This is a genomic window from Thioalkalivibrio sp. ALE21, assembly GCF_003208255.1.
GTDB classification, from domain to species: domain Bacteria; phylum Pseudomonadota; class Gammaproteobacteria; order Ectothiorhodospirales; family Ectothiorhodospiraceae; genus Thioalkalivibrio; species Thioalkalivibrio halophilus.
The window spans coordinates 23,570-48,922 of the sequence record NZ_QKMA01000012.1 but is presented as its reverse complement, the minus strand read 5'-3'; the positions used below and the strand labels follow the sequence as shown (position 1 = coordinate 48,922).

General features: G+C 68.7%; 21 protein-coding genes, 1 tRNA gene and 1 other RNA gene. 10 read left to right on the top strand and 13 right to left on the bottom strand.

Going from position 1 to position 25,353, the window contains the following annotated elements:
- Positions 1-173: 173 nt before the first annotated feature.
- The 8 genes from D893_RS10240 to D893_RS10205 form a co-directional block, all read right to left on the bottom strand.
- A non-coding RNA gene (locus D893_RS10240) (RtT sRNA) lies at positions 174-303 on the bottom strand.
- 37 nt (positions 304-340) lie between these two features.
- Positions 341-414, bottom strand: a tRNA-Gln gene (locus D893_RS10235).
- A 47-nt stretch (positions 415-461) separates the two neighbouring features.
- Positions 462-854 (bottom strand): 30S ribosomal protein S9, encoded by a 393-nt coding sequence (gene rpsI, locus D893_RS10230; protein ID WP_024328551.1) that lies wholly within the window; start codon positions 852-854, stop codon positions 462-464.
- 40 nt (positions 855-894) lie between these two features.
- Complete coding sequence (gene rplM, locus D893_RS10225) at positions 895-1,323, bottom strand: 50S ribosomal protein L13 (RefSeq protein WP_018946445.1); 429 nt, start codon at positions 1,321-1,323, stop codon at positions 895-897.
- A 150-nt stretch (positions 1,324-1,473) separates the two neighbouring features.
- Positions 1,474-1,977 (bottom strand): DUF4168 domain-containing protein, encoded by a 504-nt coding sequence (locus D893_RS10220; RefSeq protein ID WP_110619743.1) that lies wholly within the window; start codon positions 1,975-1,977, stop codon positions 1,474-1,476.
- A gap of 66 nt (positions 1,978-2,043) precedes the next feature.
- Positions 2,044-2,550 (bottom strand): hypothetical protein, encoded by a 507-nt coding sequence (locus tag D893_RS10215; protein WP_110619730.1) that lies wholly within the window; start codon positions 2,548-2,550, stop codon positions 2,044-2,046.
- Between the two features lie 225 nt (positions 2,551-2,775).
- Positions 2,776-4,164: a sigma-54 dependent transcriptional regulator gene (locus D893_RS10210; protein WP_110619729.1), complete on the bottom strand. Its 1,389-nt coding sequence runs from the start codon at positions 4,162-4,164 to the stop codon at positions 2,776-2,778.
- Entirely contained in the window at positions 4,161-5,672 is a 1,512-nt protein-coding gene (locus D893_RS10205; protein WP_110619728.1) for an ATP-binding protein, read from the bottom strand. The genes D893_RS10210 and D893_RS10205 overlap by 4 nt, the downstream gene beginning before the upstream one ends.
- Before the next feature lie 334 nt (positions 5,673-6,006).
- On the opposite strand from D893_RS10205, the gene D893_RS10200 reads away from it, so the two are divergent.
- Positions 6,007-6,657 (top strand): MBL fold metallo-hydrolase, encoded by a 651-nt coding sequence (locus D893_RS10200; RefSeq protein ID WP_018946449.1) that lies wholly within the window; start codon positions 6,007-6,009, stop codon positions 6,655-6,657.
- Between the two features lie 20 nt (positions 6,658-6,677).
- Here the strand turns inward: D893_RS10200 and htpX are convergent, their stop codons facing one another.
- The gene (gene htpX, locus D893_RS10195) at positions 6,678-7,565 is read right to left on the bottom strand and encodes a protease HtpX (RefSeq protein ID WP_018946450.1); all 888 of its coding nucleotides are present in this window, start codon (positions 7,563-7,565) and stop codon (positions 6,678-6,680) included.
- A 154-nt stretch (positions 7,566-7,719) separates the two neighbouring features.
- On the opposite strand from htpX, the gene D893_RS10190 reads away from it, so the two are divergent.
- Complete coding sequence (locus D893_RS10190; protein ID WP_110619727.1) at positions 7,720-11,172, top strand: PAS domain S-box protein; 3,453 nt, start codon at positions 7,720-7,722, stop codon at positions 11,170-11,172.
- A gap of 20 nt (positions 11,173-11,192) precedes the next feature.
- Positions 11,193-13,043: an EAL domain-containing protein gene (locus tag D893_RS10185; RefSeq protein ID WP_110619726.1), complete on the top strand. Its 1,851-nt coding sequence runs from the start codon at positions 11,193-11,195 to the stop codon at positions 13,041-13,043.
- A gap of 43 nt (positions 13,044-13,086) precedes the next feature.
- Here the strand turns inward: D893_RS10185 and parC are convergent, their stop codons facing one another.
- Complete coding sequence (parC, locus tag D893_RS10180; protein WP_110619725.1) at positions 13,087-15,342, bottom strand: DNA topoisomerase IV subunit A; 2,256 nt, start codon at positions 15,340-15,342, stop codon at positions 13,087-13,089.
- Positions 15,343-15,516: 174 nt separating this feature from the next.
- Here parC and cls point away from each other — a divergent pair, with 174 nt between their 5' ends.
- On the top strand, positions 15,517-16,941 hold the full coding sequence (gene cls / locus D893_RS10175; protein WP_018946454.1) for a cardiolipin synthase: 1,425 nt from the start codon (positions 15,517-15,519) through the stop codon (positions 16,939-16,941).
- Here cls and D893_RS10170 read toward each other — a convergent pair.
- A complete protein-coding gene (locus tag D893_RS10170; RefSeq protein ID WP_110619724.1) occupies positions 16,932-18,617 on the bottom strand; it encodes a diguanylate cyclase in 1,686 nt (561 codons plus the stop codon). The two genes, cls and D893_RS10170, sit on opposite strands and share 10 nt — an antisense overlap.
- Positions 18,618-18,760: 143 nt before the next feature.
- Here D893_RS10170 and D893_RS10165 point away from each other — a divergent pair, with 143 nt between their 5' ends.
- Positions 18,761-19,207: a DUF3293 domain-containing protein gene (locus D893_RS10165; protein WP_024328540.1), complete on the top strand. Its 447-nt coding sequence runs from the start codon at positions 18,761-18,763 to the stop codon at positions 19,205-19,207.
- Positions 19,208-19,214: 7 nt separating this feature from the next.
- Here the strand turns inward: D893_RS10165 and D893_RS10160 are convergent, their stop codons facing one another.
- Complete coding sequence (locus D893_RS10160) at positions 19,215-19,682, bottom strand: CopD family protein (protein WP_024328539.1); 468 nt, start codon at positions 19,680-19,682, stop codon at positions 19,215-19,217.
- Between the two features lie 125 nt (positions 19,683-19,807).
- Between D893_RS10160 and D893_RS10155 the strand changes: the two genes are divergently transcribed.
- The 3 genes from D893_RS10155 to D893_RS10145 are packed head-to-tail and all read left to right on the top strand — an operon-like array spanning position 19,808 to position 23,328.
- Positions 19,808-20,899 (top strand): SO_0444 family Cu/Zn efflux transporter, encoded by a 1,092-nt coding sequence (locus D893_RS10155; protein WP_024328538.1) that lies wholly within the window; start codon positions 19,808-19,810, stop codon positions 20,897-20,899.
- Positions 20,900-20,912: 13 nt separating this feature from the next.
- Positions 20,913-21,584, top strand: a complete 672-nt coding sequence (locus D893_RS10150) for a class I SAM-dependent methyltransferase (protein WP_110619723.1) — start codon at positions 20,913-20,915, stop codon at positions 21,582-21,584.
- Between the two features lie 55 nt (positions 21,585-21,639).
- Positions 21,640-23,328: a sensor domain-containing diguanylate cyclase gene (locus D893_RS10145; protein WP_110619722.1), complete on the top strand. Its 1,689-nt coding sequence runs from the start codon at positions 21,640-21,642 to the stop codon at positions 23,326-23,328.
- A 1-nt stretch (position 23,329) separates the two neighbouring features.
- Here the strand turns inward: D893_RS10145 and D893_RS10140 are convergent, their stop codons facing one another.
- Positions 23,330-24,082, bottom strand: a complete 753-nt coding sequence (locus tag D893_RS10140; protein ID WP_110619721.1) for a glycosyltransferase — start codon at positions 24,080-24,082, stop codon at positions 23,330-23,332.
- Positions 24,083-24,184: 102 nt separating this feature from the next.
- On the opposite strand from D893_RS10140, the gene D893_RS10135 reads away from it, so the two are divergent.
- Together D893_RS10135 and D893_RS10130 are read left to right on the top strand one after the other, a co-directional pair.
- Complete coding sequence (locus tag D893_RS10135; RefSeq protein WP_018946462.1) at positions 24,185-24,811, top strand: hypothetical protein; 627 nt, start codon at positions 24,185-24,187, stop codon at positions 24,809-24,811.
- The gene (locus D893_RS10130; RefSeq protein WP_018946463.1) at positions 24,808-25,314 is read left to right on the top strand and encodes a cytochrome c; all 507 of its coding nucleotides are present in this window, start codon (positions 24,808-24,810) and stop codon (positions 25,312-25,314) included. Before D893_RS10135 ends, D893_RS10130 begins: the two co-directional genes overlap by 4 nt.
- Positions 25,315-25,353 lie beyond the last annotated feature (39 nt).

The window sequence follows — 25,353 nt, the reverse complement described above, 5'->3', positions numbered from 1 at the left end:
GAAACCTGGGACTGACTATAGACCACAGACGCACGGAGAAGACCCGACATTCCGTAGAAAAGCCTGCGCGTGTGCGTTGCTCCGCTGCGCTCCGCCGAACCTTCCAGGTTCTCATCCTGGTCCGAGTCCATATCCATGAAAAAGGGCCCCGCGAGGGGGCCCTTTTCCATGGATGGCTGGGGGACCAGGGTTATTCGGCGCTGCGCGCCTCACCCTTCGGGCCGCACACGCTGCGCGTGTGCGTTGCTCCGCTGCGCTCCGCCGAACCTTCCAGGTTCTCATCCTGGTCCGGGCCCATATCCATGAAAAAGGGCCCCGCGAGGGGGCCCTTTTCCATGGATGGCTGGGGGACCAGGATTCGAACCTGGGTTGACGGAGTCAGAGTCCGTAGTCCTACCGCTAGACGATCCCCCAATTCTGGCCGGTGCCCGAAACCTCCGGGTGCACCGGCGAAAACCGGATCAGCGCTTGGAGTACTGCGTCGCGCGACGGGCCTTGCGCAGGCCGATCTTCTTGCGCTCCACCTCGCGGGCATCCCGCGTCAGGTGACCGCCACGACGCAGCGTGCTGCGCAGGTCCTCATTATACTCAACCAGGGCGCGGGCGATACCCAGACGAATGGCACCCGCCTGACCGTTACCGCCCCCGCCGGAGACCGTAGCCACCACGTCGAAGCCGTCGAGGGCTTCGGCCGCTTCCAGCGGCTGCCGGACAACCATGCGCGAAGTCGGACGACCAAAGAACTCGTCCAGCGGACGGCCGTTGACGGTCACGTTGCCCGAGCCGGGACGCAGAAAGACACGCGCGGAAGCCGTCTTGCGGCGACCCGTACCGTAGTACTGATTCATAGCCATTGGAATCGATTTCCCTGTTTCTGGTTGGCGGCGCCGCGGATCAGATGTCCAGCGGCTGCGGCTGCTGGGCCGCATGCCGGTGCTCGGTTCCGGCATACACCTTGAGTTTCTTGAGCATCGACCGGCCGAGCGGGTTGCGCGGCAGCATGCCCTTGACGGCCAGCTCGAGCACCTTCTCCGGATGACGTTCGATCATCTGGGAGAAGTTCGCCTCCTTGATGCCCCCCGGATAACCGGTATGGCGATAATACATCTTGTCGGAGGCCTTGTTGCCCGAGACCCGGATCTTGTCCGCATTGATCACGACGATGTAGTCGCCGGTATCCACGTGCGGCGTGTAGACGGGCTTGTGCTTTCCGCGCAGCCGACGCGCGATTTCCGTGGCGAGTCGACCGAGGGTCTTGTCACTGGCATCCACAAGGAACCAGTCGCGTTCGACTTCTGCCGGCTTGGCGCTGATGGTGCTCATGTATCGATGCTCCGATGTCGGGGCGATTCAGAAAGCGCGAAAGAATACCGTGTTGTACCCCGTCATTCAAGGGTCCCACGAGCGATCGCGCAAAAAGACGGGGCCGCCCCGAAGGACGGCCCCGTCAGCGCATGCCTGTCCCTTGCGGGCTTACATGGCGCTTTCGGCCTGCTGCTGGACCTCCTGCATCAGCTCGGGGTCGTTCTGCAGGGCCATGGCGACCTCATTGTACTCTTCAACGGTCATGCCGGCATCCTCCACGGCCGCGACCATCTCGTCCTGGGCCTCCTGCTGCATCTGCTGCGCCTCGGTCTCGTCCTCGGCTTCCTGCAGGCGCTGGGAGAAGTCCTCGCGGACCTCCTGCACACCGACAAAGGCTTCGACGAAGGTGTCGATGTCTTCATCGGACAGGTCGACCTCGGGGGCCTCCTGCTGCATCGGGGCGCCGCCACCTTCCGGCGGAGCACCACCCTGGGCGCCACCTTCCGGCGGAGCACCGCCCTGGGCGCCACCTTCCGGCGGAGCACCGCCCTGGGCGCCACCTTCCGGCGGAGCACCGCCCTCGGCGCCGCCACCCATCTGGGCGGAGGCCACGCCACCGAAGGCGAACATGGAAGTCAGGGCGAAAGCCATTGCGGTCTTGCGAAAGTTCATCATTGCGTTTGCTCCTTGGTCTTTACGACGGTCTGTATTCACGAAAATCATGATCTGCGGGCCGGACTACCAGTCCCGCTCCGTGCCCTGCCGCGGGTCTTCGCCGGGCTCGGGCATCGCCTCGCCCTCGGGCCGCTCGCCCGGGGCCGGCATCTGCTGGCCGGTGGCACCGCCACGCGGATCCGTGCGCTCGGGTTCCATGCTCCCCGGCGGCGCGTCACGCGGCTCGGGGGGCGCACCTTGCGGCCGATCCGGCTGCCCCGGTCCGGTCTGCGGGCCGGTCTGCGGTTCGGGGGGCTGCCCGCCGGGCGGGAGCCCGCGTTCCTGTCCGGTCCCGCCCGGCGGAAGCCCCCCGCCCTGGCCGCTCCCGCCGGGTGGCGGGGCATCCTGCGGTGCCGGTGCGTCCTGCCGCGGCTCGGGCGGCTGGCCCTGCCCCGGGGTTCCGGCCTCGGGAGGCATGTCGCCGGCGGGGGCACCGCCCTGGCCCGCCTGGGCCGCGGCCACCCCGGAAAAGCCGAGGGTCAGCACCGAACCGAGCGCCATGGCCGTTGCGGTTTTGCGGAAAGTCGTCATGCGACCTCCTGTGGTTTGCGGATTTCGCTACGGACAAGTCACATGATGCAACCCACGGGCCAACATTCAGAACACAAAAAAATATCTTTTCAATCAGAGATATGAAGGCCGTCCGTGCGGCCGGGAGGAGAACAGAAAGAAGATCAGAACTGTTTCTTTTCGACACATGGGTCGCAATGAAACGTGTCACCGCGTCCGCATGACACACCGCGCAAGGGAAAGGGCTCAGTTCGTATCGGACTCGCCGAGCCGCCGATAAAGCGTCTTGCGGCCGATCCCCAGCATGCGCGCTGCCCGTTGCTTGTTGCCCTCGCAGTGTTCCAGCACGCGCTGGATGTAATCGGTCTCGAGTTCGGCCAGCGAAGGCCAGTGGGCGTCCCGGGCTCCGGGAGCGCCGTCACTTGGGGACGTACCGGCGGGTGTCCCGCCGGATGCCGATGCGTGCACCCGCTCCGGCAGGTCGCGCAATTCGATCTGGTCACCGGAAGACAGGGTCGCGGCGCGTTCCATCAGACTGGAGAGCTCGCGCACGTTGCCGGGAAAGGCATAGTGGAGGAGGGCCCGCATCGCCTCGGGACTCGGACGGCGCTCCGGCAGCCCGTGAGCCAGGGCGTGCTGGCGCAGGAACTGCAGGGCCAGGCGTTCGATATCCTCGCCCCGGTCGCGCAACGGCGGGATCTCGATACGAAAGGTCTCCAGCCGATAGTAGAGGTCCTCGCGGAACTCGCCCTGCGCGATGCGCCCCGGGATGTCCTGGTGGGTCGCCGCCACGATGCGAACGTCGGTGTCCACCTCCTCGTTGCCGCCCACCGGACGCACGCGCCCGTCCTGCAGCAACCGCAGGAGCTTGCTCTGCATCGCCACCGGCATCTCGGCGATCTCGTCGAGAAACAGGGTGCCTCCGTCGGCCTCGCGGAACAGGCCGCGGCGCGCGCCCCTGGCCCCGGAAAAAGCCCCGGCGACATGCCCCAGCAGTTCCGATTCCAGCAGGCTCTCGGGGATGCCGGCGCAGTTCAGGGCAACGAAGGGACCGTCGTGGCGAGCACTCTCGGCGTGCAGCGCACGCGCCACCAGCTCCTTGCCGGTACCGGACTCACCGGTGATGAGCACCGATCCATCGGAAGCCGCGATCCTCCGGATCAGGTCGAACAGCCGCAACATCGCCGGACTGTTCCCCTGCATGCCGTGAAATCCCTCGCCGGCCGCCAGCAGCTCGCGATACTGGCGCACCTCGGCCTTCAGCCGCCGGGCCTCGATCACCCGGTCGGCCGCCAGCCGCAGATGATCGAGATCCACCGGCTTGGTCAGAAAATCATCCGCCCCCGCCTTGAGCGCGGCCACGGCCTGGTCGATGGTTCCGAAGCCGGTGAGCATGATGAAACCGGGCTCCGGCACCGCCTCGCGCGTGGCTTCCAGCACGCGAAAGCCATCCTCGCCCGGCAGTCTCAGATCGCTGACCACCAGGCCGAAGGGTTGCTGGCCCAGGGCCTGCATCGCCTCTTCGGCGCTGCCCACGGCCACCACGTCATGCCCCGCCTCGCGCAGCTCCTCCACCAGCAGATCCCGGTGACCGCGATCGTCCTCCACCACCAGCACCGACTCCGGATTGGTCATGCACCCTCCTCCGGCAATGTTCCATCCTCTCCATCCCGCGCGGCACTTCCCGCGGCATCCGCAGCCCGGGGAAACCGGATCACGAAACGGGTCTCACCCGGGGCCGAACGATCCAGCGCGATCGACCCGCCATGATCCTCCATCGCCACCTGGGCCACCGCCAGCCCGAGACCGGTACCCTTTCCGGCCGGCTTGGTGGTGAAAAAGGGTTCGAACAGGCGCTCCGCGGCCTCCGCATCGATACCGCCTCCGGCGGCCGGGCCGTCGTCGGCCACGGTGACTTCGACCTGCCCGTCCTCCACGCCCCAGGTGATCCGCACGCGCGACCGGGCTGCCTGCCCGCCGTTCTCGATCAGGTTTTCCAGCGCCTGGCCCAGTCGCAGCCGGTCCGCTTCCACCTGCAGGGGCGCGCCTTCCAGCTCGAATTGCACGTCCGGACAATGTCCCCGACCGCGCACGCGATCCACCAGTTCCCGGACCAGTTCATCCAGATTCACGCTGCGGCGCTGCAGCGGATTGCGCCGGGCAAAATCCAGCAGCTGCCGCACGATGGTCTCCACCCGTTCGGTTTCTGCCCGCAACTCCTGCATCTCCTTGCGCGCCGGGTCGTCCTCGGCCAGACGGCGGGCGGCCCGCTGGGCGCGTCCGGCGATGATCCCCAGCGGGGTTCCCAGCTCGTGCGCCACCCCGGCCGCCAGCTGGCCAATCGCCGCCAGCTTTTCCGAATGCCGCAGTTTTTCCTCCAGCGCTCGCTGCTCGGCCCGCTGCGCCTCCAGCGCGGCTTCGGACGCCTCGCGCCGTTCCAGCATCCCGTTCATGGTCGCCGCGACATGGCGCAGCTCCGCCGGCCCGGCCTCGGGTGCCCGCACGCCGCGCACCCCTTCGCCGATGTCGTGCATCACCCCGGTCAGGCGCTCGACGTGGCGCCCCACGGCCCGGTGGTACCCCACCAGCACCAGGGCCAGGAACAGCACCGTCACCGCCCCGGTCAGCACCGCGCCCTGCCAGCGCAGCTGGGAGACGTAGGCACGAAACGGAGACACGTCACGGGTTACCTGGAGCAGGCCCACGATTCGTCCCGCATGGTCCGCCAGCGGCAGAAAGAACGAAAAAACCTCCCGCCCGCGATGTTCGTCGAAAGCGCCCAGGGTTCCGGTCTCGCTGATCGCCTGCGCCTCTCCCCGATGCCGCAGCGACGGGCTGGGCGGCCCGGAGGTCGCCACCAGCTCGCCGCGCGCGTCGTAGACGTACACCCCGAAGACCTCGTCGATCTGGAACAGCGAGTCCAGCGACTCCTGAACGGCGGCCACGTCCTGTTCAACAATCGCCGTGGACACCGGCAGACGGATCGCCCGCGCAACCAGCTCGATGTCGTCCTGCATGCGGTCTTCCATCTGCGTCTGGAATTCCTGCAGGCCCAGCGCGACCACCGCCCCCACCAGCAGGAGCAGCGGCAGCAGGATGAACATCACCACCACGTTGCGCAGGCTGTTCAGGCGTCGCGTCATGATCGATGGGAACCGGGGGCGGGCATGCCGCCATGGTAGGCGCGCCGGCCGGACGATGCGAACGGGCAAAAAAAAGCGCGGGACAGAGCCCGCGCCAAGAAAACCACCAAAGGAGGATGGAGGAGTCCGCCGATGCTGTCAGGGGGGACAACATTCAGCGTATGCAGATCTTCTAATATTAGGATTTTCCTGTCAAGCACTTCCCGCGAGCGACGAACAGAAAGCGGTCGCGCCGGACCGGTTTTTCTCCTAAGCTTGCGATCTGCACACCCGTAAGACGCATACGCCGCACAACTATTCCGTCCCGACGCGTTCGCCGCGAAGCGATACCCCGATGCTTGAACACTGCACCCTTCCGGTAACCCCGCTGGAGCAGAACGCCACCCTGATCTGGTGCAACGAAACCGGTCGCGCCGCCTGGGTCGACCCCGGCGGCGAGGCCCCGACCCTGCTGGCCCGCGTGCGCGATCAGGGCCTGGAACTGGACTCCATCCTGCTGACCCACGGCCACCTGGATCATGCCGGCGGCGCGGCCGAGCTGGCACGGCTGTCCGGCGCGCCCGTCATCGGCCCGCAGCGCGAGGACGCGTTCTGGCTCGAGCAGCTGCCGCAGCAGGCCGCGATGTTCGGATTTCCGGAAATCGCGCCGCTGACCCCGGACCGCTGGCTGGACGACGGAGAGACCCTGGAGCTGGGGAACGAACGGCTGCAGGTGCTGCACTGCCCGGGACACACCCCGGGGCATGTGGTGTTCTTCAGCCCGTCCGCGCGGCTGGCGCTGGTGGGGGACGTGCTGTTCAACGGCGCGATCGGGCGCAGCGATTTCCCCGGCGGTAACGGGCGCGTACTGATCGAGTCGATCACGCAGAAACTGTGGCCACTCGGAGATGACGTCCGTTTCATCCCCGGCCACGGACCGGAGTCCACCTTCGGCGAGCAGCGCCGGCGCAATCCGTTCGTCGCCGATCACGTGCTCGCCGGATGAACCCCGGCGCGGGGCCTGCCTCAGGCCCCGGCGCGCAGCGCGGCGATGCGCTGTTCGATCGGCGGATGGCTCATGAACAGCTTCTTCAGGCCCTGCGCCATGCCGCCACGGATGCCGAAGGCGGCCATCTGATCCGGCATGTCCACCGGCCGGCCGGATGCCCGCGCCAGCGACTCCAGCGCCCCGATCATCTTCTCGCGCCCGGCCAGTTCGGCTCCGGCCCGGTCGGCGCGGAACTCGCGCTGGCGCGAGAACCAGAACACGATGATGGAAGCCAGGATCGCGAGGATGATCTCGGCCACGATGGCGGTGATCCAGAACGCCGGGCCGTGACCGGACTCGTTCTTGAACACCACGCGATCGACAAAGTGCCCGATCACGCGCGACAGGAAGATCACGAAGGTGTTCACCACGCCCTGGATCAGGGCCAGGGTCACCATGTCGCCATTGGCCACGTGGCCGACCTCGTGGCCCAGCACGGCCTCGACCTCGCCCTGCCCCATGTTCTGCATCAGCCCGGTGCTGACCGCGACCAGCGCGTTGTTCCTGCTCATGCCGGTGGCGAAGGCGTTGGGGTCCGGCGAATCGTAGATCCCGACCTCGGGCATGCCGATGCCCGCCTGCTTCGCCTGGCGCTGGACGGTCTCCAGCAGCCACTGCTCGGTGGCATTCGAAGGCTTCTCGATCACCTGGACCTTCATGGTCTTCTTCGCCATCCACTTGGAGATGGCCAGGGAGATGAACGAGCCGCCGAAACCGAACACCGCGGCAAAGATCAGCAGGGCCGTCAGGTCGAGGTTGACCCCCTGCTCGTCGAGGATGCTCTCCACCCCGAGGATGCGCAGCGTGATGCTGAGCACGATCAGGATGGCGAAGTTGGTGGCCAGGAACAGCAGTATGCGTTTCATCGGATGAACTCGTTCTCCGTTGCGGGTGGAATCAGGCATTTCGGACGGTGTATTAGATAGGGGCGATACACGCGGGTTCAAGTCCCGGCCACACACACCGTCGCCTGCATGACGTATCATCCCTCCGTAAACCATTTTCCGCCCAGGTTCACGCATGCGGGCACCCCCCACCCCCGAAGACGAAGACCGGCGACTGGCCGGCGTGCGCCGTCTCCTGCTCGAGGAGACCGACGGCGAGCGCCTGTTCGCGCCGCTGCTGCGTCAGGCAGCGGCACGCCTGGAGGTCCCGATCACGGTGGTCTCGGTGATCGACCACGACCACCAGCGACTGCTGGGCGCCTACGGCGCCTGTCACCGCCGCATACCGCGCGAGGTCTCGTTGTGCGCCCATGCCATCGCCACCCCGCAGCACACCACCATCGTCGACGACGCGACCGACGATCCGCGCTTTGCCGACAACCCGCTGGTCACCGGCGAGCCGGGCGTGCGTTTCTATGCGGGGATACCGCTGACCCTGGAAGACGGCCTCGCGGTAGGTACCCTGAGCGTGATGGATACCCGGCCGCGCCGGTTCGATGCGGACCGGATCCGCGCGCTGGAGGACTTCGCCGGGCTCGCCGGGCACATCCTGCGTACCGAGTTCCTGCGCGGAGATTATGACGCCACCCGCTCCGCACACGAGCACCAGAGCCGCAAGCTGCACGCCGTGCTCGAGACCGCGGCCGCCGGCATCATCCAGATCGACGCCGGTGGCCTCATCGAGAGCTTCAACCCCGCGGCCGAGCGCCTGTTCGGTTACTCCGCGGCCGAGGTTCTGGGCCACAACGTGTCCATGCTCATGCCGGACCCCTGGGCGAGCCAGCACGACGACTACCTGCGCCACTACCAGGCTACCGGGGAGGCGCGCATCATCGGGATCGACCGCGAGGTCCGCGGCCTGCATCGCGACGGGCACACCTTTCCGATGCAGCTCGCGGTCTCCTCCATCCGGATCGACGGCGGAGAACACTACATCGGCATCGTCAACGATCTGACCGAACTGCACGAGGCCCAGGAACGCGAACTGCGCGAAAGCCGCCTGTTCAACGCGGTGCTGCGCGGGGCCCCCAATCCGATCTACGCCAGCGACGCCGACGGCCGCTACGTGGTGGCCAACCCGGCCTGCGAGCCACTGCTGGGCTTCGCGCCGGAAAAGGCCCTCGGAAGCACGGCCCACGATCTTTTCAGTGCCGACGTGGCCGACTATGCCCGCGGCCTCGACCACGAAGTCATGACCACCGGCCAGACCCGCACCCAGCCGCTGCATTTCGAGCACAACGGCCGGAGCTGGGAACTGGAACTGATCAAGACCCCGCTGGTCGGCGAGGACGGGCGTTCCGAGGGCGTCATCACCGTCGCCCACGACCTCAGCGAGATCACCCATGCGCAGAATGCCCTGCGCGAGGCGGAACGCCGTCGCAGCCTGTCGCAGCGCTTTGCGCGCATCGGCAACTGGAGCGTGGACGCGGTCACCGGCGAGCTGGACTGGACCCCGGAGGCCGCCGCCCTGACCAAAGGCGCCGAGCATCCCGCGCTGCAGGATCCGCGTTTCCTCACCGACATTGTGCTGCCGGAGGACCGTCCCCGCGTCCAGGGAGCGCTGAACGAAAGCCTGGCCTCGGGGACTCCGCTGGACGTGGAATTCCGCATCCGCACCTCGCCGCCGCGCTGGCTGCGCGCCCAGGGCGATCTGGAACGCGACGACCGTGGCCGCCCGCGACACCTGCTGGGGATCGTCCAGGACATCGACGCCTACCGCAACGCGACCGCGCAGCAGCAGCGCCAGCAGCATCTGCTGGAGGCCATGCGCCTGGCCACCACGCAGTACATGGAGACCGACTCCGCCGAGGACGTCTGGCCGTTCCTGCTGGACACCCTGCTGCAGGTGACCGACAGTCACTACGGTTTCATGGGCGAGACCGAATGGCACGACGGCCAGCCGTGTCTCAAGATCCACGCGATCACCAACCTGGCCTGGAGTGATGCCTCCGAACGGCTCTATCAGGAACTGCTCAGCGGCGACATGCGGCTGTGCGGGGCGAACAGCCTGATCGGTCGGGTCATGCACGAGGGCCGCATGCTGATCTCCGACGACGTGATGACCGACCCCCGCGCCGGCGGCCTCCCCGAAGGGCATCCGGAACTCGGCCCGTATCTCGGCATGCCGCTCTACCACGGCGACGAGCTGGTGGGCATGTTCGGCATCGCCGACCGCCCGGGCGGCTACGACCAGGAACTGGCCGACTTCCTCGCCCCGTTCTCCGCGACCTACGCGATCCTGATCCGCGCCCTGCGCGACCGCGAGGCGCGCCGCCGCGACCGCAAGGAGCTCGAACGGGCGATGCACGAGGCCGAACGCGCGAGCCGGGCCAAGTCGCAGTTCCTGTCCAACATGTCGCACGAGCTGCGCACGCCCCTGAACTCCATCCTTGGCTTCGCCCAGCTGCTCGCGGAGAGCCCGCGCGAGCCGCTGAGCGAACGCCAGGCCCGCCAGGTCGGCCACATCCGCGAGAGCGGCACCCACCTGCTCAGTCTCATCAGCGATGTCCTCGACCTCTCGCGCATCGAGACCGGCCGCCTGACCCTGTCGCCGGAGGCCACCGCGATCGGCGCGGTACTGCGGGAAGCCCTGGACATGGTCCGGCCGCTGGCCGAGGAACGCAGCGTGGCGCTCCACCACCCCGACCCCGCGACCGCCTGGCCGACGGTGCACGCCGACCCGACCCGCGCCCGTCAGATCCTGATCAACCTCCTGTCGAACGCCATCAAGTACAACCGGCCCGACGGCCGGGTGGACGTGATCGTGCAGGCCGAGCGCAACGACGCGACTGCCGATCCGGGGCGAGATCCGGAACACGGCATGCTGAACGTGGAGGTCCATGACACCGGTTACGGGATCCCGGAGGAACACCAGGAACGCCTGTTCCAGCCATTCGAACGCCTGGAACAGGAAGGCGGCGGCGTCGAGGGCACCGGCATTGGCCTGGTCATCTCGCGCGAGCTCGCCACGCGCATGGGTGGCGAACTCGATTTCTCCAGCACCGAGGGCGAGGGCTCTTGCTTCCGCATCCGCCTGCCCCTCGGCCAGCCATCGTCGGCGGCCGACGCGCCCGATCGCGCGCCGCCGGACCCCGCCGAAGGCCACGCCGGCGATGCCGATGCCGATACCGGTGCCGCCCCGGCTGCCGTCCGGCGGATCCTGTATATCGAAGACAACCTGGCCAACGTGGAACTGATGCGCGAACTGCTGCGCAACCGGGGCCGGACCGAACTGCGCGTCGCCGGCAGTGCCGAACAGGGTCTGATCACCGCGCGCGAATGGCTGCCGGACCTCATCGTGCTCGACGTCCATCTGCCCGGGATGAGCGGCACCGCCGCGGCCCGCGTGCTCAAGTCGCGGCCGGAGACCCGGCACATACCACTGATCGCCCTGAGCGCGGACGCCACCCGTGAAAAGGCCGGTGAAGGGAACCAGAATCCCGATTTCGAGGACTATCTGACCAAGCCGCTGGATATCCCGGCCTTCATGCGCAGCCTGGACCGGCTGCTGAACCCGACCGACGACTGACCCACGAACGCCACGCCGCCATGCTCACACCCGACCAGTCCCAGACCGAAGCCCGCATCCTCATCGTGGATGACAACCCGATGAACGTGGAGCTTCTGACCACCATCCTGGAGGACGCCGGCTTTCAGCATGTCCGGGGCGAGACCCGTCCGCAGCAGGCGGTGCAGTCCTGGCGCGAGGACCCGCGCGACCTGATGCTGCTGGACATCCGCATGCCGGGCATGGACGGCCACCAGGTCATGGAGACCCTCAACGCCGAACTCCAGGACGGTGACTGGCTTCCGGTGATCGTGCTGACCGCCCAGATCGACCCCGACACCCGCCAGCAGGCGCTGGCGGGCGGCGCCCTCGATTTCATCACCAAGCCGTTCGACGCCTCCGAGGTGGTGCAACGCATCAACAACCTGCTGCGGGTGCGGGCCCTGCACAACGCCACGCACAACGAGGTGCAGGACCTGTCGCAAAGCCTCGAGACGCAATCCCTGACCCTGCAGCGCAAGGATCGCGATCTGGAATACCTGGCCCACCACGATCTGGCCACCGACCTGCCCAACCGCGCGGCGCTGCTGGAAACCCTGGAGCAATGGCTGCAGGACCCGAGGATCCCGGTGATCGATCTGGTGATGCTGCGTCTGGGAGGACACGAGCCGCTGGAACGTCTGGAGGGGCACGCGGCCGCCGACCTGATGCTGCGCGAGACGGGCCAGCGCCTGCAGGGGTGCCTGGAGACACTGGCGGGAGACACCGCGCTGTGCGGACTGTGGGGCGGGTCCACCTTTCTGCTGCTGGCCGCCAGCGAACACGGTCTGCCCGACGACACCCTGCAGGCCATGCTGGAGAGCAGCACCCGGACGCTGCGCATCGGCCAGTACGAGGTCCGCCCGGAGATCGTGGCCGGACATGCCCGGACCACGGAAGCCGGCCACGACACCGGCGAACTGATCCGCCGGCTGATGCTCACGCTGTCCAGGGCCGACCGGCGGCAACTCCCCTGGCTCACCTACGTCCCGGAGCTGGAGCAGGCCGCGCGCCGGCGCCACCGGCTGGAACACGACCTGGCCGACGCCCATAACGGCGACGGCCTGTCCCTCCTGTACCAGCCCAAGATCGATCTGGCCATGGATTCCGTGGTCAGTTTCGAGGCCCTGATGCGCTGGGAACACCCCGAGCTCGGACCGGTCTCGCCCGGCGAGTTCATCCCCGTCGCCGAGACCACCGGCGCGATCGTCAACCTGGGCGAGTGGGCCCTGCACGAGGCCCTGGCGGCCACGGCCCGCTGGCGCGCCGCCACCGGCGAGTGCTATCCGGTCGCGGTCAACGTCTCCGCCCGCCAGTTCGAGGCCCTGACCGCGCGTGGCCACACCCTGACCCAGGCCGTACGCACGGCGCTGGAGCACACCGGCACCCCGCCCGGCTGCCTCGAGGTCGAGATCACCGAGACCGCGATCATGCACAACCTGGAGGATGCACTGGACGAACTGCACGCCCTGCGCGACCTCGGGGTGTCCATCGCCATCGACGACTTCGGCACCGGCTATTCCTCGCTCGCCTATCTGCGCCGGCTGCCGGTATCCACGGTCAAGGTGGATCGCGCGCTGGTCGACGGCATTGCCAGCGACCCCGGCATGCGCGGCCTGTTCGAGGCAATTCTCGCGGTGAGCCGCGGCTTCGGCCTGCAAACCGTCGCCGAAGGCATCGAGACCGCGGAGGACGCCGCCCTGCTGCACGAACTCGGCTGCCCGGTGGGCCAGGGTTTCCTCTACCATCGCCCCCTGCCGGAGGCCGAAGCCTGCGCCCTGATCACCCCCGCATCAAGCCATCGGGCCAGACCCTCCGAAGAACGCAGCGAACGCAACGCCCGGGGCTCCTGACCCGGGGCACCTGCCCCGGACCGGGAACTGTCGGCCGCGTCCGTCAGCGCCGCACTTCCAGCCGGTCGACGTTCTGGTAGCCGCGCGGGAGCTGCCGCCCGCGCCGCGTGCGCTCGCTCACATACTCGCCCCACTCCGCCGGCGCCAGGGCCTTGAAGCGCTTGCCGGCATGCACCACCAGGGTGTCACCCGGCGCCAGAGCCACGATCTCCTGCACCCGCTCCGAGCCGTCCTTGAGCGACGCCGCCGGGATCCCGGCCAGTTTGTTGCCCTTGCCGCGGGCCAGCTCCGGCAGCGAGGCCGCGGGGAACACCAGCAGGTAGCCCCGGGTCGTGACCACCGCCAGATGGTCGTTCTCCGGATCCGGCACCGCGACGGGCGGCAGCACCGCTGCCCCGGCCGGCACGGTCAGCACGTTCTTGCCCGCCTTCTGCCGCCCCAGAAGATCCTCCAGCCGGGTGATGAAACCATAGCCATGATCGGTGGCCAGCAGCCAGCGATCCTCGCCGGCGCCGGTCGCCATGCCGACGAAATGCGCCCCCTCCGCCGGGTTCACCCGGCCCGACAGGGGTTCGCCCTGACCGCGCGCGGACGGCAGGCTGTGGGCCTGCAGGGTGTAGGCGCGGCCGGTGGAGTCGAGAAACGCCAGCGGCTGATTGCTGCGTCCGGCGACCGCGGCGCGGAAGGCATCGCCGGCCTTGTAGTTCAGGCCGCGGGCGTCCACATCATGGCCCTTGGCGGCGCGCACCCAGCCCTTTTCCGAAAGCACGATGGTCAGCGGCTCCGCCGGCACCAGCGCGGATTCGTCCAGCGGCCGCGCGGCTTCGCGTTCCACCAGCGGGGATCGCCGCTCGTCACCATAGTCGGCGGCGTCCTTCTCGATCTCCTGGCGCACGCGGGTCCGCAGGCGACGCTCGGACCCCAGGGTCTTCTCCAGCTGGTCGCGTTCCTGCGAGAGCTCGTCCTGCTCGCCGCGGATCTTCATCTCCTCCAGCTTCGCCAGATGCCGCAGCTTGAGTTCCAGGATCGCCTCGGCCTGGGTCTCGCTGAGGCCGAAGCGGCTGACCAGTTCGGGCTTCGGCTCGTCGTATTCGCGGATGATCGCGATCACCTCGTCGATGTTGAGATAGGCGATCAGCAGGCCTTCCAGCACGTGCAGCCGCGCCTGCACCTTCTCCAGGCGCCACTGCAGGCGCCGGCGCACGGTCTCGATGCGAAACTCCAGCCATTCGCGCAGCAATCCGGGCAGATCGCGCACCTGCGGGCGGCCGTCGAGCCCGATCACGTTCATGTTCACGCGGTAGTTCTTCTCGAGGTCGGTGGTGGCGAACAGATGCGCCATCAGCGCCTCGATGTCCACGCGGCTCGAACGCGGGGTGATCACCAGGCGGGTCGGGTGCTCGTGATCGGATTCGTCGCGCAGGTCCTCGATCATCGGCAGCTTCTTCGCCCGGATCTGGCTGGCGATCTGTTCCAGCAGCTTCGCCCCGGACACCTGGTGCGGCAGCGCGGTGACCACGATATCGTCGCCCTCGCGCTCGTAGCGCGCCCGCGCACGCACCGACCCCTGGCCGGTGGCGTAGAGCTTCTGCAGTTCGGCGCGCGAGGTGACGATCTCCGCCTCGGTGGGGAAGTCCGGCCCCGGCAGGTGCTCGCACAGCTCGTCCACCGTGGCCTTCGGGTGTTCCAGCAGGTGCACGCAGGCCGCGGCCACCTCGCGCAGGTTGTGCGGGGGGATGTCGGTGGCCATGCCCACGGCAATCCCGGAGCCGCCATTGAGCAGCACGTTCGGCAGCCGCGCCGGCAGCATCTTCGGCTCCTCCAGCGCGCCGTCGAAGTTCGGCACCCAGTCCACCGTGCCCTGCCCCAGCTCGGAGAGCAGCAACTGGGCGTAGCGCGACAGGCGCGACTCGGTGTAGCGCATCGCGGCGAAGGACTTGGGATCGTCCGGCGAGCCCCAGTTGCCCTGCCCGTCCACGAACGGATAGCGGTAGGAGAACGGCTGCGCCATCAGCACCATCGCCTCGTAGCAGGCGGCATCGCCGTGCGGATGGAACTTGCCGAGCACGTCGCCCACGGTACGCGCCGACTTCTTGTACTTGGCGGTGGCGGACAGCCCCAGTTCGCTCATCGCATAGATGATGCGCCGCTGCACCGGCTTCAGCCCGTCGCCGATATGCGGCAGGGCGCGGTCCAGGATCACGTACATGGAGTAATCCAGGTACGCCTTCTCGGTGAAATCCTTCAGCGGCAGCTGCTCGCCATTGGCGAACGATTCGGGAGTCAGGGAATGGCTCATGCGCGATTCTCGGCCGGGGAGCGAAACGGAGGGCGACAGGGCTGGATTCCCGCGGGCCACCGTGGCGGGCACCGGGGAAAATCTTTAAGCTGCCGCCCGGCCCGCGTACTGTAGCGGGCCTGCGGCGGTTCATCCACAACGCCGCCACGCCACACCGTCACCGGGAGACCTGCTGTGCTCGACAGCGGCTGGGCCGCCAGTGTTTTCGCCGTCGTCTCGCTCGCGATCGCCGTCGCCACCGCCGCGCACGCCCTGCTGCAGCGGCGCGACACCGGCATGCTGATCGCGTGGGTCGGGCTGATCTTCCTGCTGCCGCTGGCCGGCTCCATCCTCTACTGGCTGTTCGGCGTCAACCGCATCCGGCGCCGTGCGCATGCCCTGCGCGAGGGGCACCTGCTGTCCGGGCTGCAGCCGCACGAAGGGGCACGCCCCGCGCCGCCGGCGCGCTGGGAACGCCTGGTACACAGCGGCGACCGCCTGAGCCCGTTCCGCCTGACCGGCGGCAACGCGATGGAACCGCTGTTCGACGGCGACCAGGCCTTCGGCGCGATGCTGGAGGCGATCGATCGCGCGGAACATTCCATCACCCTGGCCACCTACATCTTCGATTATGACACTCAGGGCCAGCGTTTCATCCGGCACCTGCAGGCGGCGCGCGAACGCGGTGTGGCCGTGCGCGTGCTGGTCGACGGCATCGGGGTGCGCTACAGCCGCCGCAACACCCTGCGCCATCTGCGCCGCGCCGGGCTCGTCGCCGCCCCCTTCCTGCCCGTGCACCACATCCCGCGCAGCCTGGCGGTCTTCAACCTGCGCAATCACCGCAAGCTGCTGGTGATCGACGGGTATCGTGGCTTCACCGGCGGCATGAATATCCGCCGCGGGCACAGCCCCAGCGACCCCGGACGTCACCCCATCCAGGATCTGCATTTCGCCGTGCGCGGGCCGGTCTGCCGCCAGCTGCAACGGGTGTTTGCCGAGGACTGGGAATTCACCACCGGCGAACAGCTGAAGGGCGAGACCTGGTTCCCGCCGCTGGACGCCGACGGCGGTGCCCTGCTGTGCCGCGGGCTGCCCGACGGCCCGGACGAGGATTTCGAGGTCCTCAACTTCACCCTGCAGGCGGCGATCGCCGAGGCCCGCGAGCGCATCGTGATCGCCACGCCCTATTTCCTGCCCGACCACGCCCTGGTGGGGGCGCTCAAGGCCGCCGCACTGCGCGGGATCCGCGTGGACATCCTGCTGCCGGAACACAACAATCTGCGGCTGGTGCAATGGGCCAGCCAGCCGGGCCAGGCGGAACTGCTGGAACGCGGCTGCCGCCTGTGGCTGACCCCGCCGCCGTTCAACCATTCCAAGATCATGCTGGTCGACGGCGAATGGGTGCTGGCGGGCTCCGCCAACTGGGACCCGCGCAGCCTGCGCCTGAACTTCGAGTTCAACCTGGAATGCTACGACCCGGGGCTGGGCGGACGCCTGACGCAGTGGGCCGACGAGCTGCTGGAAGACTCGCGCGAACTCACGCTTACCGAGGTCTACCGCCGCCCGCTGCCGATCCGCCTGCGCGACGGCGCCGCCCGGCTGCTGACCCCCTACCTCTGATCCGACAGCACCAGTTCCTGGCCGGAACCGTTCTTGGCGACGTACATGGCGTGGTCCGCCTGCTGCAGCAGCTCCTCGGCCCGTTCGCCGTCGTCGGGATAGATCGCCGCCCCCAGACTCAAACCCACGCGTACCGCCTCCTGATTGATCTCCACCGGCTCGGCGAAACGCTGGTGCAGCTTGCGTCCCACGGCGCGCACGTCCTCGGGTCCGCCCACAGCCTCCAGCAGCAGGACGAACTCGTCGCCCCCCACGCGGGCGACCACGTCACTCTCGCGCACCCCGCTGCGCAGGCGCGCGGCCACGGTCACCAGCACCACGTCACCGGCATCGTGACCCAGACGGTCGTTGACCGGCTTGAAGCCGTCCAGGTCGCAGACCAGCAGCGCCAGACGGGTGCCGTTGCGCCGCGCCCGGCTCAGCGCCTGACGCAGGTGCTCCTGCAGCAGGCTGCGGTTCGGCAGTCCGGTCAGCGAATCATGATGGGCCTGATGCCACAGGCGTTGTTCGGATTGCTTGTCGCGAGTGATGTCCCGCACCATGCCCAGCACCCGCTGCGGGCGCCCGTCAGCATCACGCGATATCTCGCCCTCCACCCGCACGTGCCGCAGCCCGCCGTCGGGCAGCACGACCCGGTGCTCCAGGTGATAATGGCTGCCCTCGGCCAGCGCGGCGTTGATGCCCTGGCGCACCCGGACCCGGTCGTCCGGATGGATGGCGTGCATGTAGGCCTCGAAACCGGCCGTGTCCCGTTCGGGATCCAGACCGAACAGCTCGAACACATTGGTCGACCAGTTGAGCTGCTCGCCGCGGATGCCCCAGTCCCAGTACCCCACACCGGCGATGCGCTGGGCCTCTTCCAGACGCGCGGAGGCATCCTCAAGCTCGGCGGTACGCCGTGCCACCGCGGCCTCCAGCCCGGCCTGGGTCTCGCGCAGGCGCGCTTCGGCCCGGCGGCGCTGCACCAGCTCCTCCTGCAGCGCCGAATGATCCTGGCGGATGCGCCGGCGCACCTGAAAACCGATGCCGGCGATCAGCAGCATGGCCACGCCCGAGGCCATCACCATGACCTGCTGGGTATCCTCGTGCTGGCGCACCATCGCGCGAATGTCCGCCGCGTTCTGCTGTTCCAGGGCCGCGAGAAGGCGCTCGATCTGCTCCAGGGTGCGCTCCTGCGCCGGCATGATGCGGGAATACAGGGTCGGCAACGCCTCCTGACGGCCGCCGGCAAGGGCCAGGTCGATCATCTCGCTCATCAGCGGCGCCCCCACCGCGGTCATCTCGCGCAGTTCCGCCAGCAGACGCGCATGGCGGGGATCGTCGATCGTCCGATCCACCTCGTCGCGCGCCTCGATGAAGCGGCGGGCGAGATCACGGAATTCCTGGCGGTACTGGTCCTGCATGGCGGGGTCATCGGTGCTGAGGACCAGCGTCGCGCGCAGCGTCCGCTCGCGCACCAGCGCGCGCATGCGGTGGACACTGTCCACCCGCTGCACGTATTCCGCGGCCAGAGACTGGACCTCCTGCTGCAGCTGCTGCACGCGCAACCAGCTGACCACCGCCACCGCCGCCACCAGCAGCAGGACCAGCAGAAAGGCCCCGGTCAGATGCGAAGTCCGCCCGGGGAGCCGACCGGGGGCCGGCCCGCGGCTCACGTCCCGCCCCGCTGGATCCATGGCTTGACCGACATCCCGCTCCCCCTGTCGAATCGCCTGCCGTGCAGGTGCAACCTCGAGAGTGCCGCGATATGACCGAACAGACAAGCAGCGGGGGATCGTCTGCCCCCGGAGACAACGCAGAGATCCGGCGTCTGGAGCAGGTGTACGCCGCGGCGCACTACCGCGTGCAGCTGCCGCCGGGCCCTACCGGCAGCCTGCATACCGCCGCCACGACCCTCGACCTGCGCATTGGCGAGCCCCACGCGGAACTGGCGCGCCAGCTGAGCGCACGGGGCCATGCACGGATCACGCTGATCACCGCACACAACCCCTTCAGTCGGCCGTCCGGTGCGACGGAGAACGCCCGGCGCCAGGAACAGCTGCGGGCCACGATCACCAGCGCGGGACGGCCCGCCTGGCCGGCCACCAGCGGCGATCCGGACGGAGAATGGCCGGAAGAACCCGGCTTCGGCATCCCCGACCTCCCGCCGGCGATCCGTGACCACTGGCTGGAAAAATTCGAGCAGAACGCAGTGGTGGAGTGCGAACCGCCGCGGGCGCCGGAACTCGTCTGGCACCCGCGCCTGCGCTCCGGGCCGGGCCCCTGAACGCGCTTTACAGCGGCAGCCGGCCGCCGGAGCCCACGGCCACGGTGACCAGGCCCAGCACGGTATTGATCGCCACGAACAGGCGGATCTGGCCGATGCGGCGCAGGCCTTCTGCAACGTCCCCGGCCTCGGCGGCCTGCTTCAGGCGACGATACGGGGCAAAGTAGATGTGCGCGAAGATCAGCATCATGATGATGCCCAGCAGCAGCATGGTGTGCACGCTGGGATGCACCCCGCCCATGCCGCCGAGTACACCGAAGATCAGGTAGAAGCCCGTCACCAGAACCACCGCGATGGAGGCCCACACCCAGGGGAAGAACCGCCCCAGCACCGCCGGCCACAGGCGCAGACGCGCGGCGTCATCCAGCTCCGCGTTGGCCGCCGGGCGCAGGATGGCCCAGGCGAAGAACATGCCGCCCACCCAGATCACCACGGCCAGGACGTGGAGCACGTTCGCCAGTGCGTATCCCGTCATTATCATCTCCTTTCGTTGCATTGCGTGAATGGGCGGCAGTGTAGCCGCTCCCGCCGGGCGGTGCCGAACCGCCACCCGCACTGGTCGCTCTTGCACCCGCGCGGCACACAGCGAAGGATGGACTCATGGCAAGCGACATCCTTCAGGCCACCCTGCAACTCGCGCTCGCCGCCGCGCCCTGGCTGCTGGCGGGGCTGGCGGTCGCCGGCCTGGTGCGCGCCCTGTTGCCTCAGGAACGCCTGCAGGCCTGGCTGGGGGGATCCTCGGTGGGGGCCACGGCACGCGGGGCGGTGGCCGGGGCGCCCTTGCCCCTGTGTTCCTGCGGCGCCATCCCGGCCGCGCTGGCCCTGCACCGTGGCGGCGCCGGACGCGGCCCCGCCACGGCCTTCCTGATCGGCAGCCCCGGCATCGGGATCGATTCGCTGGCGATCAGCTACGTCCTGCTGGGACCGCTGATGGCCGTGGTCCGGGGGCTCGGCGCGGTGGTCACCGCGCTGGCCACCGGTCTGCTGGTCGGGGCGGGAAGCCTCGCCCGCCAGTCGCCGCCCGCCCCCGGCCCGGACAATGTCGGCGGCGACGCCTGCGGCAGCAGCTGCGGGAATGGCTGCGAAGACGCCTGCGACACGGAGGCCGCGCCGCCCGGCGCCGGCCCCGGTCGGCTGGCCGAACTGCGCGGCGGCCTGGCCTACGCCTTTGGCGACATCCTCGACGACATCCGCCTGTGGCTGGTGCTCGGACTGCTGGTGGCGGGCGTGCTGCTGGCCACCGTACCGCCGGATGCGCTGGCCGCGTACGGCAGCGGGCCGGCCGTCATGCTCCTGATGGCGCTGGTGGGCATCCCCATGTATCTGTGTGCAACGGCGGCCACGCCCATCGCCGCCGGCCTGCTGGTGGCCGGCGTTTCGCCCGGGACCGTGCTGGTGTTCCTGCTGGCCGCGCCGATCACCAGCATGGCGACCCTGGGTGTCTATCGTCGGGAGATGGGCAATGCCGCGCTGGTTCGCTACCTCGTCGGGATTATGGGGTCGACCATTGCCCTGGGGCTGCTGCTGGATCTGGCCCTGGCGTACACCGGATTCGATCCGCTGACCGGGGTCGAGGCCGCCACCGAATGGCTGCCGCACTGGCTGGAATGGGCGGCGCTGATCGCCCTGGTCCTGGCCGCCACCCACCCCCTGCGCGTACTGCGGCGCCTGCGCGCGGCGCGGTCCGCATGACCCGGAGGCTGCGATGTCGACACGTTCCATCGGACTCGACGACGAACTCCACCCGTATCTGCTCGACGCCTCGCTGCGCGAATCGCCGCTGCTGGCAGAACTGCGTGCGCAGACCTCAGCCCTGCCCGAGGCGCGCATGCAGATCGCCCCGGAACAGGGGCAGTTCATGGCCCTGCTCGCCCGGCTGACGGGTGCCCGGCGCTACCTGGAGATCGGCACCTTCACCGGCTACAGCAGCCTGGTCATCGCCGAGGCCCTGCCGGCCGACGGCCGGATCGTGACCTGTGATCTCAGCCGCGAATGGACCGACATCGCCGGCCGCTACTGGCGCCGCGCCGGCGTCGAGGACCGCATCGACCTGCGCCTCGGACCGGCCGCGGACACCCTGCAGGCCCTGCGCGAAGAAGATCCCGCGGTCGAGCCCTTCGACCTGGCCTTCATCGACGCCGACAAGACCGGCTACCGCGAATACTACGAACACTGCCTCGCCCTGCTGGCGCCCGGGGGCCTGGTGATGATCGACAACACCCTGTGGCACGGCACCGTGGCCGACCGCAGCGATCAACGCGAGGACACGGTAGCGATCCGCGAATTCAACCGGTTCGTTCACCGGGACGAGCGGGTGGATCTGTCGCTGGTGCCGATCGGCGACGGCCTGACGCTGGCGCGCAAACGGACCGCGTGACCCTCTGGTAAACTTGAACCATGCACGGTCCCCCATCTCCCTTCCCGCCCCCGGCATGAGCCTGCGCAGCCGCTTCCTGATGCTCGCCGGCGCCCTGCTCCTGGTCGGGCTGGTCGGCGTCTGGTTCGCCTTCGAGCGCATTGCCGAAGGCATCATCGAGCAGTGGGGGAAGCACGTCGCGGAGATCCAGGTGCGCTACGACAGCGCCCGCCTGCAGCAGCCGCTGGAACGCGAGATCGCCCTGTCGCACCAGCTGGCCGACTCCACCGCCATCCTCCGGTTCGCCCGTGAACCCGACAACCCCGACAGGGAGGCGGCCGCCATCGAGGAGATGGAGAGCTTTCGCGGCAATTTCCGCGACGAAAACTACTTCGTGGCCCTGCGCGAAAACGGCGCCTACTACCACAACAACGCCGACGACGAATTCGCCGACGACCCGCTGCGCTATCACCTGGACCCCGACGACCCCGATGATGCCTGGTTCTTCCGCCTGATCGAGGAGGAACGCGACTTCCATCTCAACGTCAATCCGGACACCGAGCTGGGGGTCACCAAGCTGTGGATCGACGTGCTGATCCGCGACCGCGACGGCTCCATCCTGGGCATGACCGGGACCGGCCTGGAACTGGACGGCATCCTGCGCGACATCGTCGACATCGAGCAGCCGGGGATCACCACGGTGTTCGCCGACTTCAGCGGCGCCATCCAGCTCTACCGCGATCCGGAGTTCATCGAATTCGCCAGCCTGGTGCAGCCGGAGGGTCAGAAAAGCACGGTGGAACGCCTGGTCGACCGTCCCCGCGACCACCAGCGCATCCGCTCCATGATGGACGAACTGCGGGATCTGTCCGACCCGGAAGGCGAGGTGCGCACCGACTTCGTCCAGGTCGACGGGCAGCGCCAGCTGGCGGGCATCGCCCGATTGCCGACTCTCGACTGGTACGAAATCACCCTGCTGGATCTCGACGAGGTGATGCCGGTACGACATTTCACGCCGGTGCTGGTGGTCTTCGGCTTTACCCTGGCCCTGGTCCTGGTCCTGCTGCACATGGCCCTGCAGCGCCTGATTTTCCGCCCGGTGGCCGCGCTGGAACAGGCGATGGCACGCATCCAGTCCGGCGACCTGCGCCCGGTGGAACTGCCCGAGGCGCGCGGCGAGATCGGCCGCCTGATGCGGCACTACCAGAGCATGGCGGAGGCCATCCGCAACCAGACCCGCAACCTCGAGACCAAGGTCCGCGAGCGCACCGAGGCACTGCACGAAATGGCCCGCAAGGATCCGCTGACCGGACTGGTGAACCGGCGGGGCATGGACGAGCTGCTGGATGACCATGCCCAGCGCGCGCGGCATTCCGGCGAGCCGTTCGGGGTCATCTATCTGGACCTGGACCACTTCAAGCCGCTCAACGATACCCACGGCCATGCCGAGGGCGATGTCACCCTGACCCGGGTCGCCGAACGGCTGCGCGAATTTCTCGGCCCCGACGACCGGGTGGCGCGCTGGGGCGGCGACGAATTCCTGGTCCTGCTGCATCCCTGCGACCCGGAACGCCTGTCCGCCATGGGTCAGGCCCTCATCGAGGCCGCCGCCGGAGTGGAAACCCCCGAGGACACGCCCGTGACCTTCAGCGCCGGGGGCCACCTCGCGCAGCCCGGAGAACCCGTCGACGAGATCCTCGAACACGCCGACCACGCCCTGTATTCGGCCAAGGAATCCGGACGCAACCGCTTCGACGTGCTCTGAGTCAGGGTTTGCGCGGGGGACGCGTGTACCAGAACCAGCTCAGACGCCGCGAACGCAGGCTCCAGGGCAACAGCAGCACCTGCAGCACCACCAGGACGTGGCGCGCAGGGTGGAACCAGTCCTCCTTGCGCCCGGAGGTCAGCACCGGCGTCTGCAGGATCTCGAAGCGCTGACCCTGCGCGCGTCCCCGGCGTTTCAGTGCCCGTGACAGGAACACCTCCTCGCCCGCATAGACCGCCTCGCTGAAACCGCCCACGGCCGCGAACGCCTCGCGGGTGCAGAATACGTAGCAACCCGCGGCCAGCCCCAGGCGCGCGGAGAGGGCGTTCCATACGGCCGCGCCCCAGCGATAGATGCGATGGTCGAGATGATCAAAGGCGACCCGGGCGCCACCGCCGCACACCCTTCCGCTGTCGAGCGCGTCCAGCGTGGCCTGCAGCAGTTCGGCACCGGGCCAGGTGTCGGCATCGACGAACAGCAGGTACTGCCCGCGAGCCGCCCCGGCACCCGCATTGCGCGCCCGGCTGATCCTGCGCTCCGGCTCGTACACCACCCGGCAGCCCGCGCGCTGCGCGATCTCCGGGGTGGCATCCGTGGAGGCATTGTCGACCACGATGATCTCGCTGGCCCGTTCGACACCGGCCAGCGCCCCCTGGACCGCGGCCAGGGTCCGCGGCAGCCATTCCGCCTCGTTCCACGCGGGGATGATCACGGACAGGCCCGGAGCACCGCGGACAAAAGCGTCGAAATTCACGGATTCACCTCCTGGTCGGCCGTCGCGCACGGAACTGGGGAAACTACACCGGGCCGCACTCGTCTACCATGGTGGACAAATCGAGGCATCCGGAGACTCCTCATGACCCGCAATCCAGCCACCCGACTGTTACTCCTGGCCGTGCTCGGGCTCCTGCTGGCGCTGCCACCGGCCACCTGGGCGGAATCCGGCGACGGGACCACCGCTGCCGCAACCACCAGCGAGTCGATGAAGAGCCTGCGCGAGGACTGGCAGCAGCGCCGCGAGCAGCTGCAGCGCGATGCCGAAGAAGGCGACGAGACCGCACGCGAACGCACCCGGGATACCCTGGACGCGATGGATGACACCCTGCAGCGCCTGCACCGGGAGGCCAGCGAGACCTGGGACGATCTCGCCGACGCCACGCGCGAAAACCGCGAACGGGCCTTGCAGGCCCTGGACGACGAACGCGATGCCCTGGCCGCCTGGTACGACGACATGGAACTGCGCAGCGGGCGCGCCGGCGGGTCGATCCGCGAAGGCTCGCGCAAGGCCTGGGAAGGCGTGCGGGACGGCTCGCGCGAGGCCTGGGGCGGCGTCCGCGAAGGTTCCCGCGAGGCCTGGGATGGCGTGCGCGACGGGTCGCGGGACGCCTGGGGCCGCATCCGCGACGGCTCGCGCGACGCCTGGGACGGGGTCCGTGATGCCTTCGGCGGGGACGACGCGCCGGACGAAGGAGAAGCCGAATGACCGCGACCCTGCGAACGTCCCCGCTTCTCGCCCTGGCCCTGGCCCTGCTGGTGACCGGCTGTGACGGCGGCTTCTGGTCCGGCGAGCCGGAACACCGCGAACGCACCGACAACCCGGAGATCCTCGCGCGCGGCGAGCACCTCTACCAGCAGTACTGCGCGGCCTGCCATGGCGAGGACCGCGAGGGGGCGGAGAACTGGCACCAGCCGGACGAAGACGGCAACTGGCCCCCGCCGCCGCTCGACGGTTCGGCCCACACCTGGCACCACCCCTGGTGGCAGCTCAAGGACATGATCCGTTACGGCGGCCAGGCCCGTGGCGGCACCATGCCCTCGTTCGAGGAACAGATCGACGAAGAAGACGCCGAGGCCATCATCTACTGGCTGCAGTCGCACTGGCCCGACGAGGTCTACGAGGCCTGGCTGGACTACGACCGCAACACCCCCACGCCCGCAGACTGGGAAGAGGCCACCGGCCGCGAGTGGGTCACCCACACCGACTGATACCGGGCGGGGCGGGAACTGACCGGACCCGACCGGCGC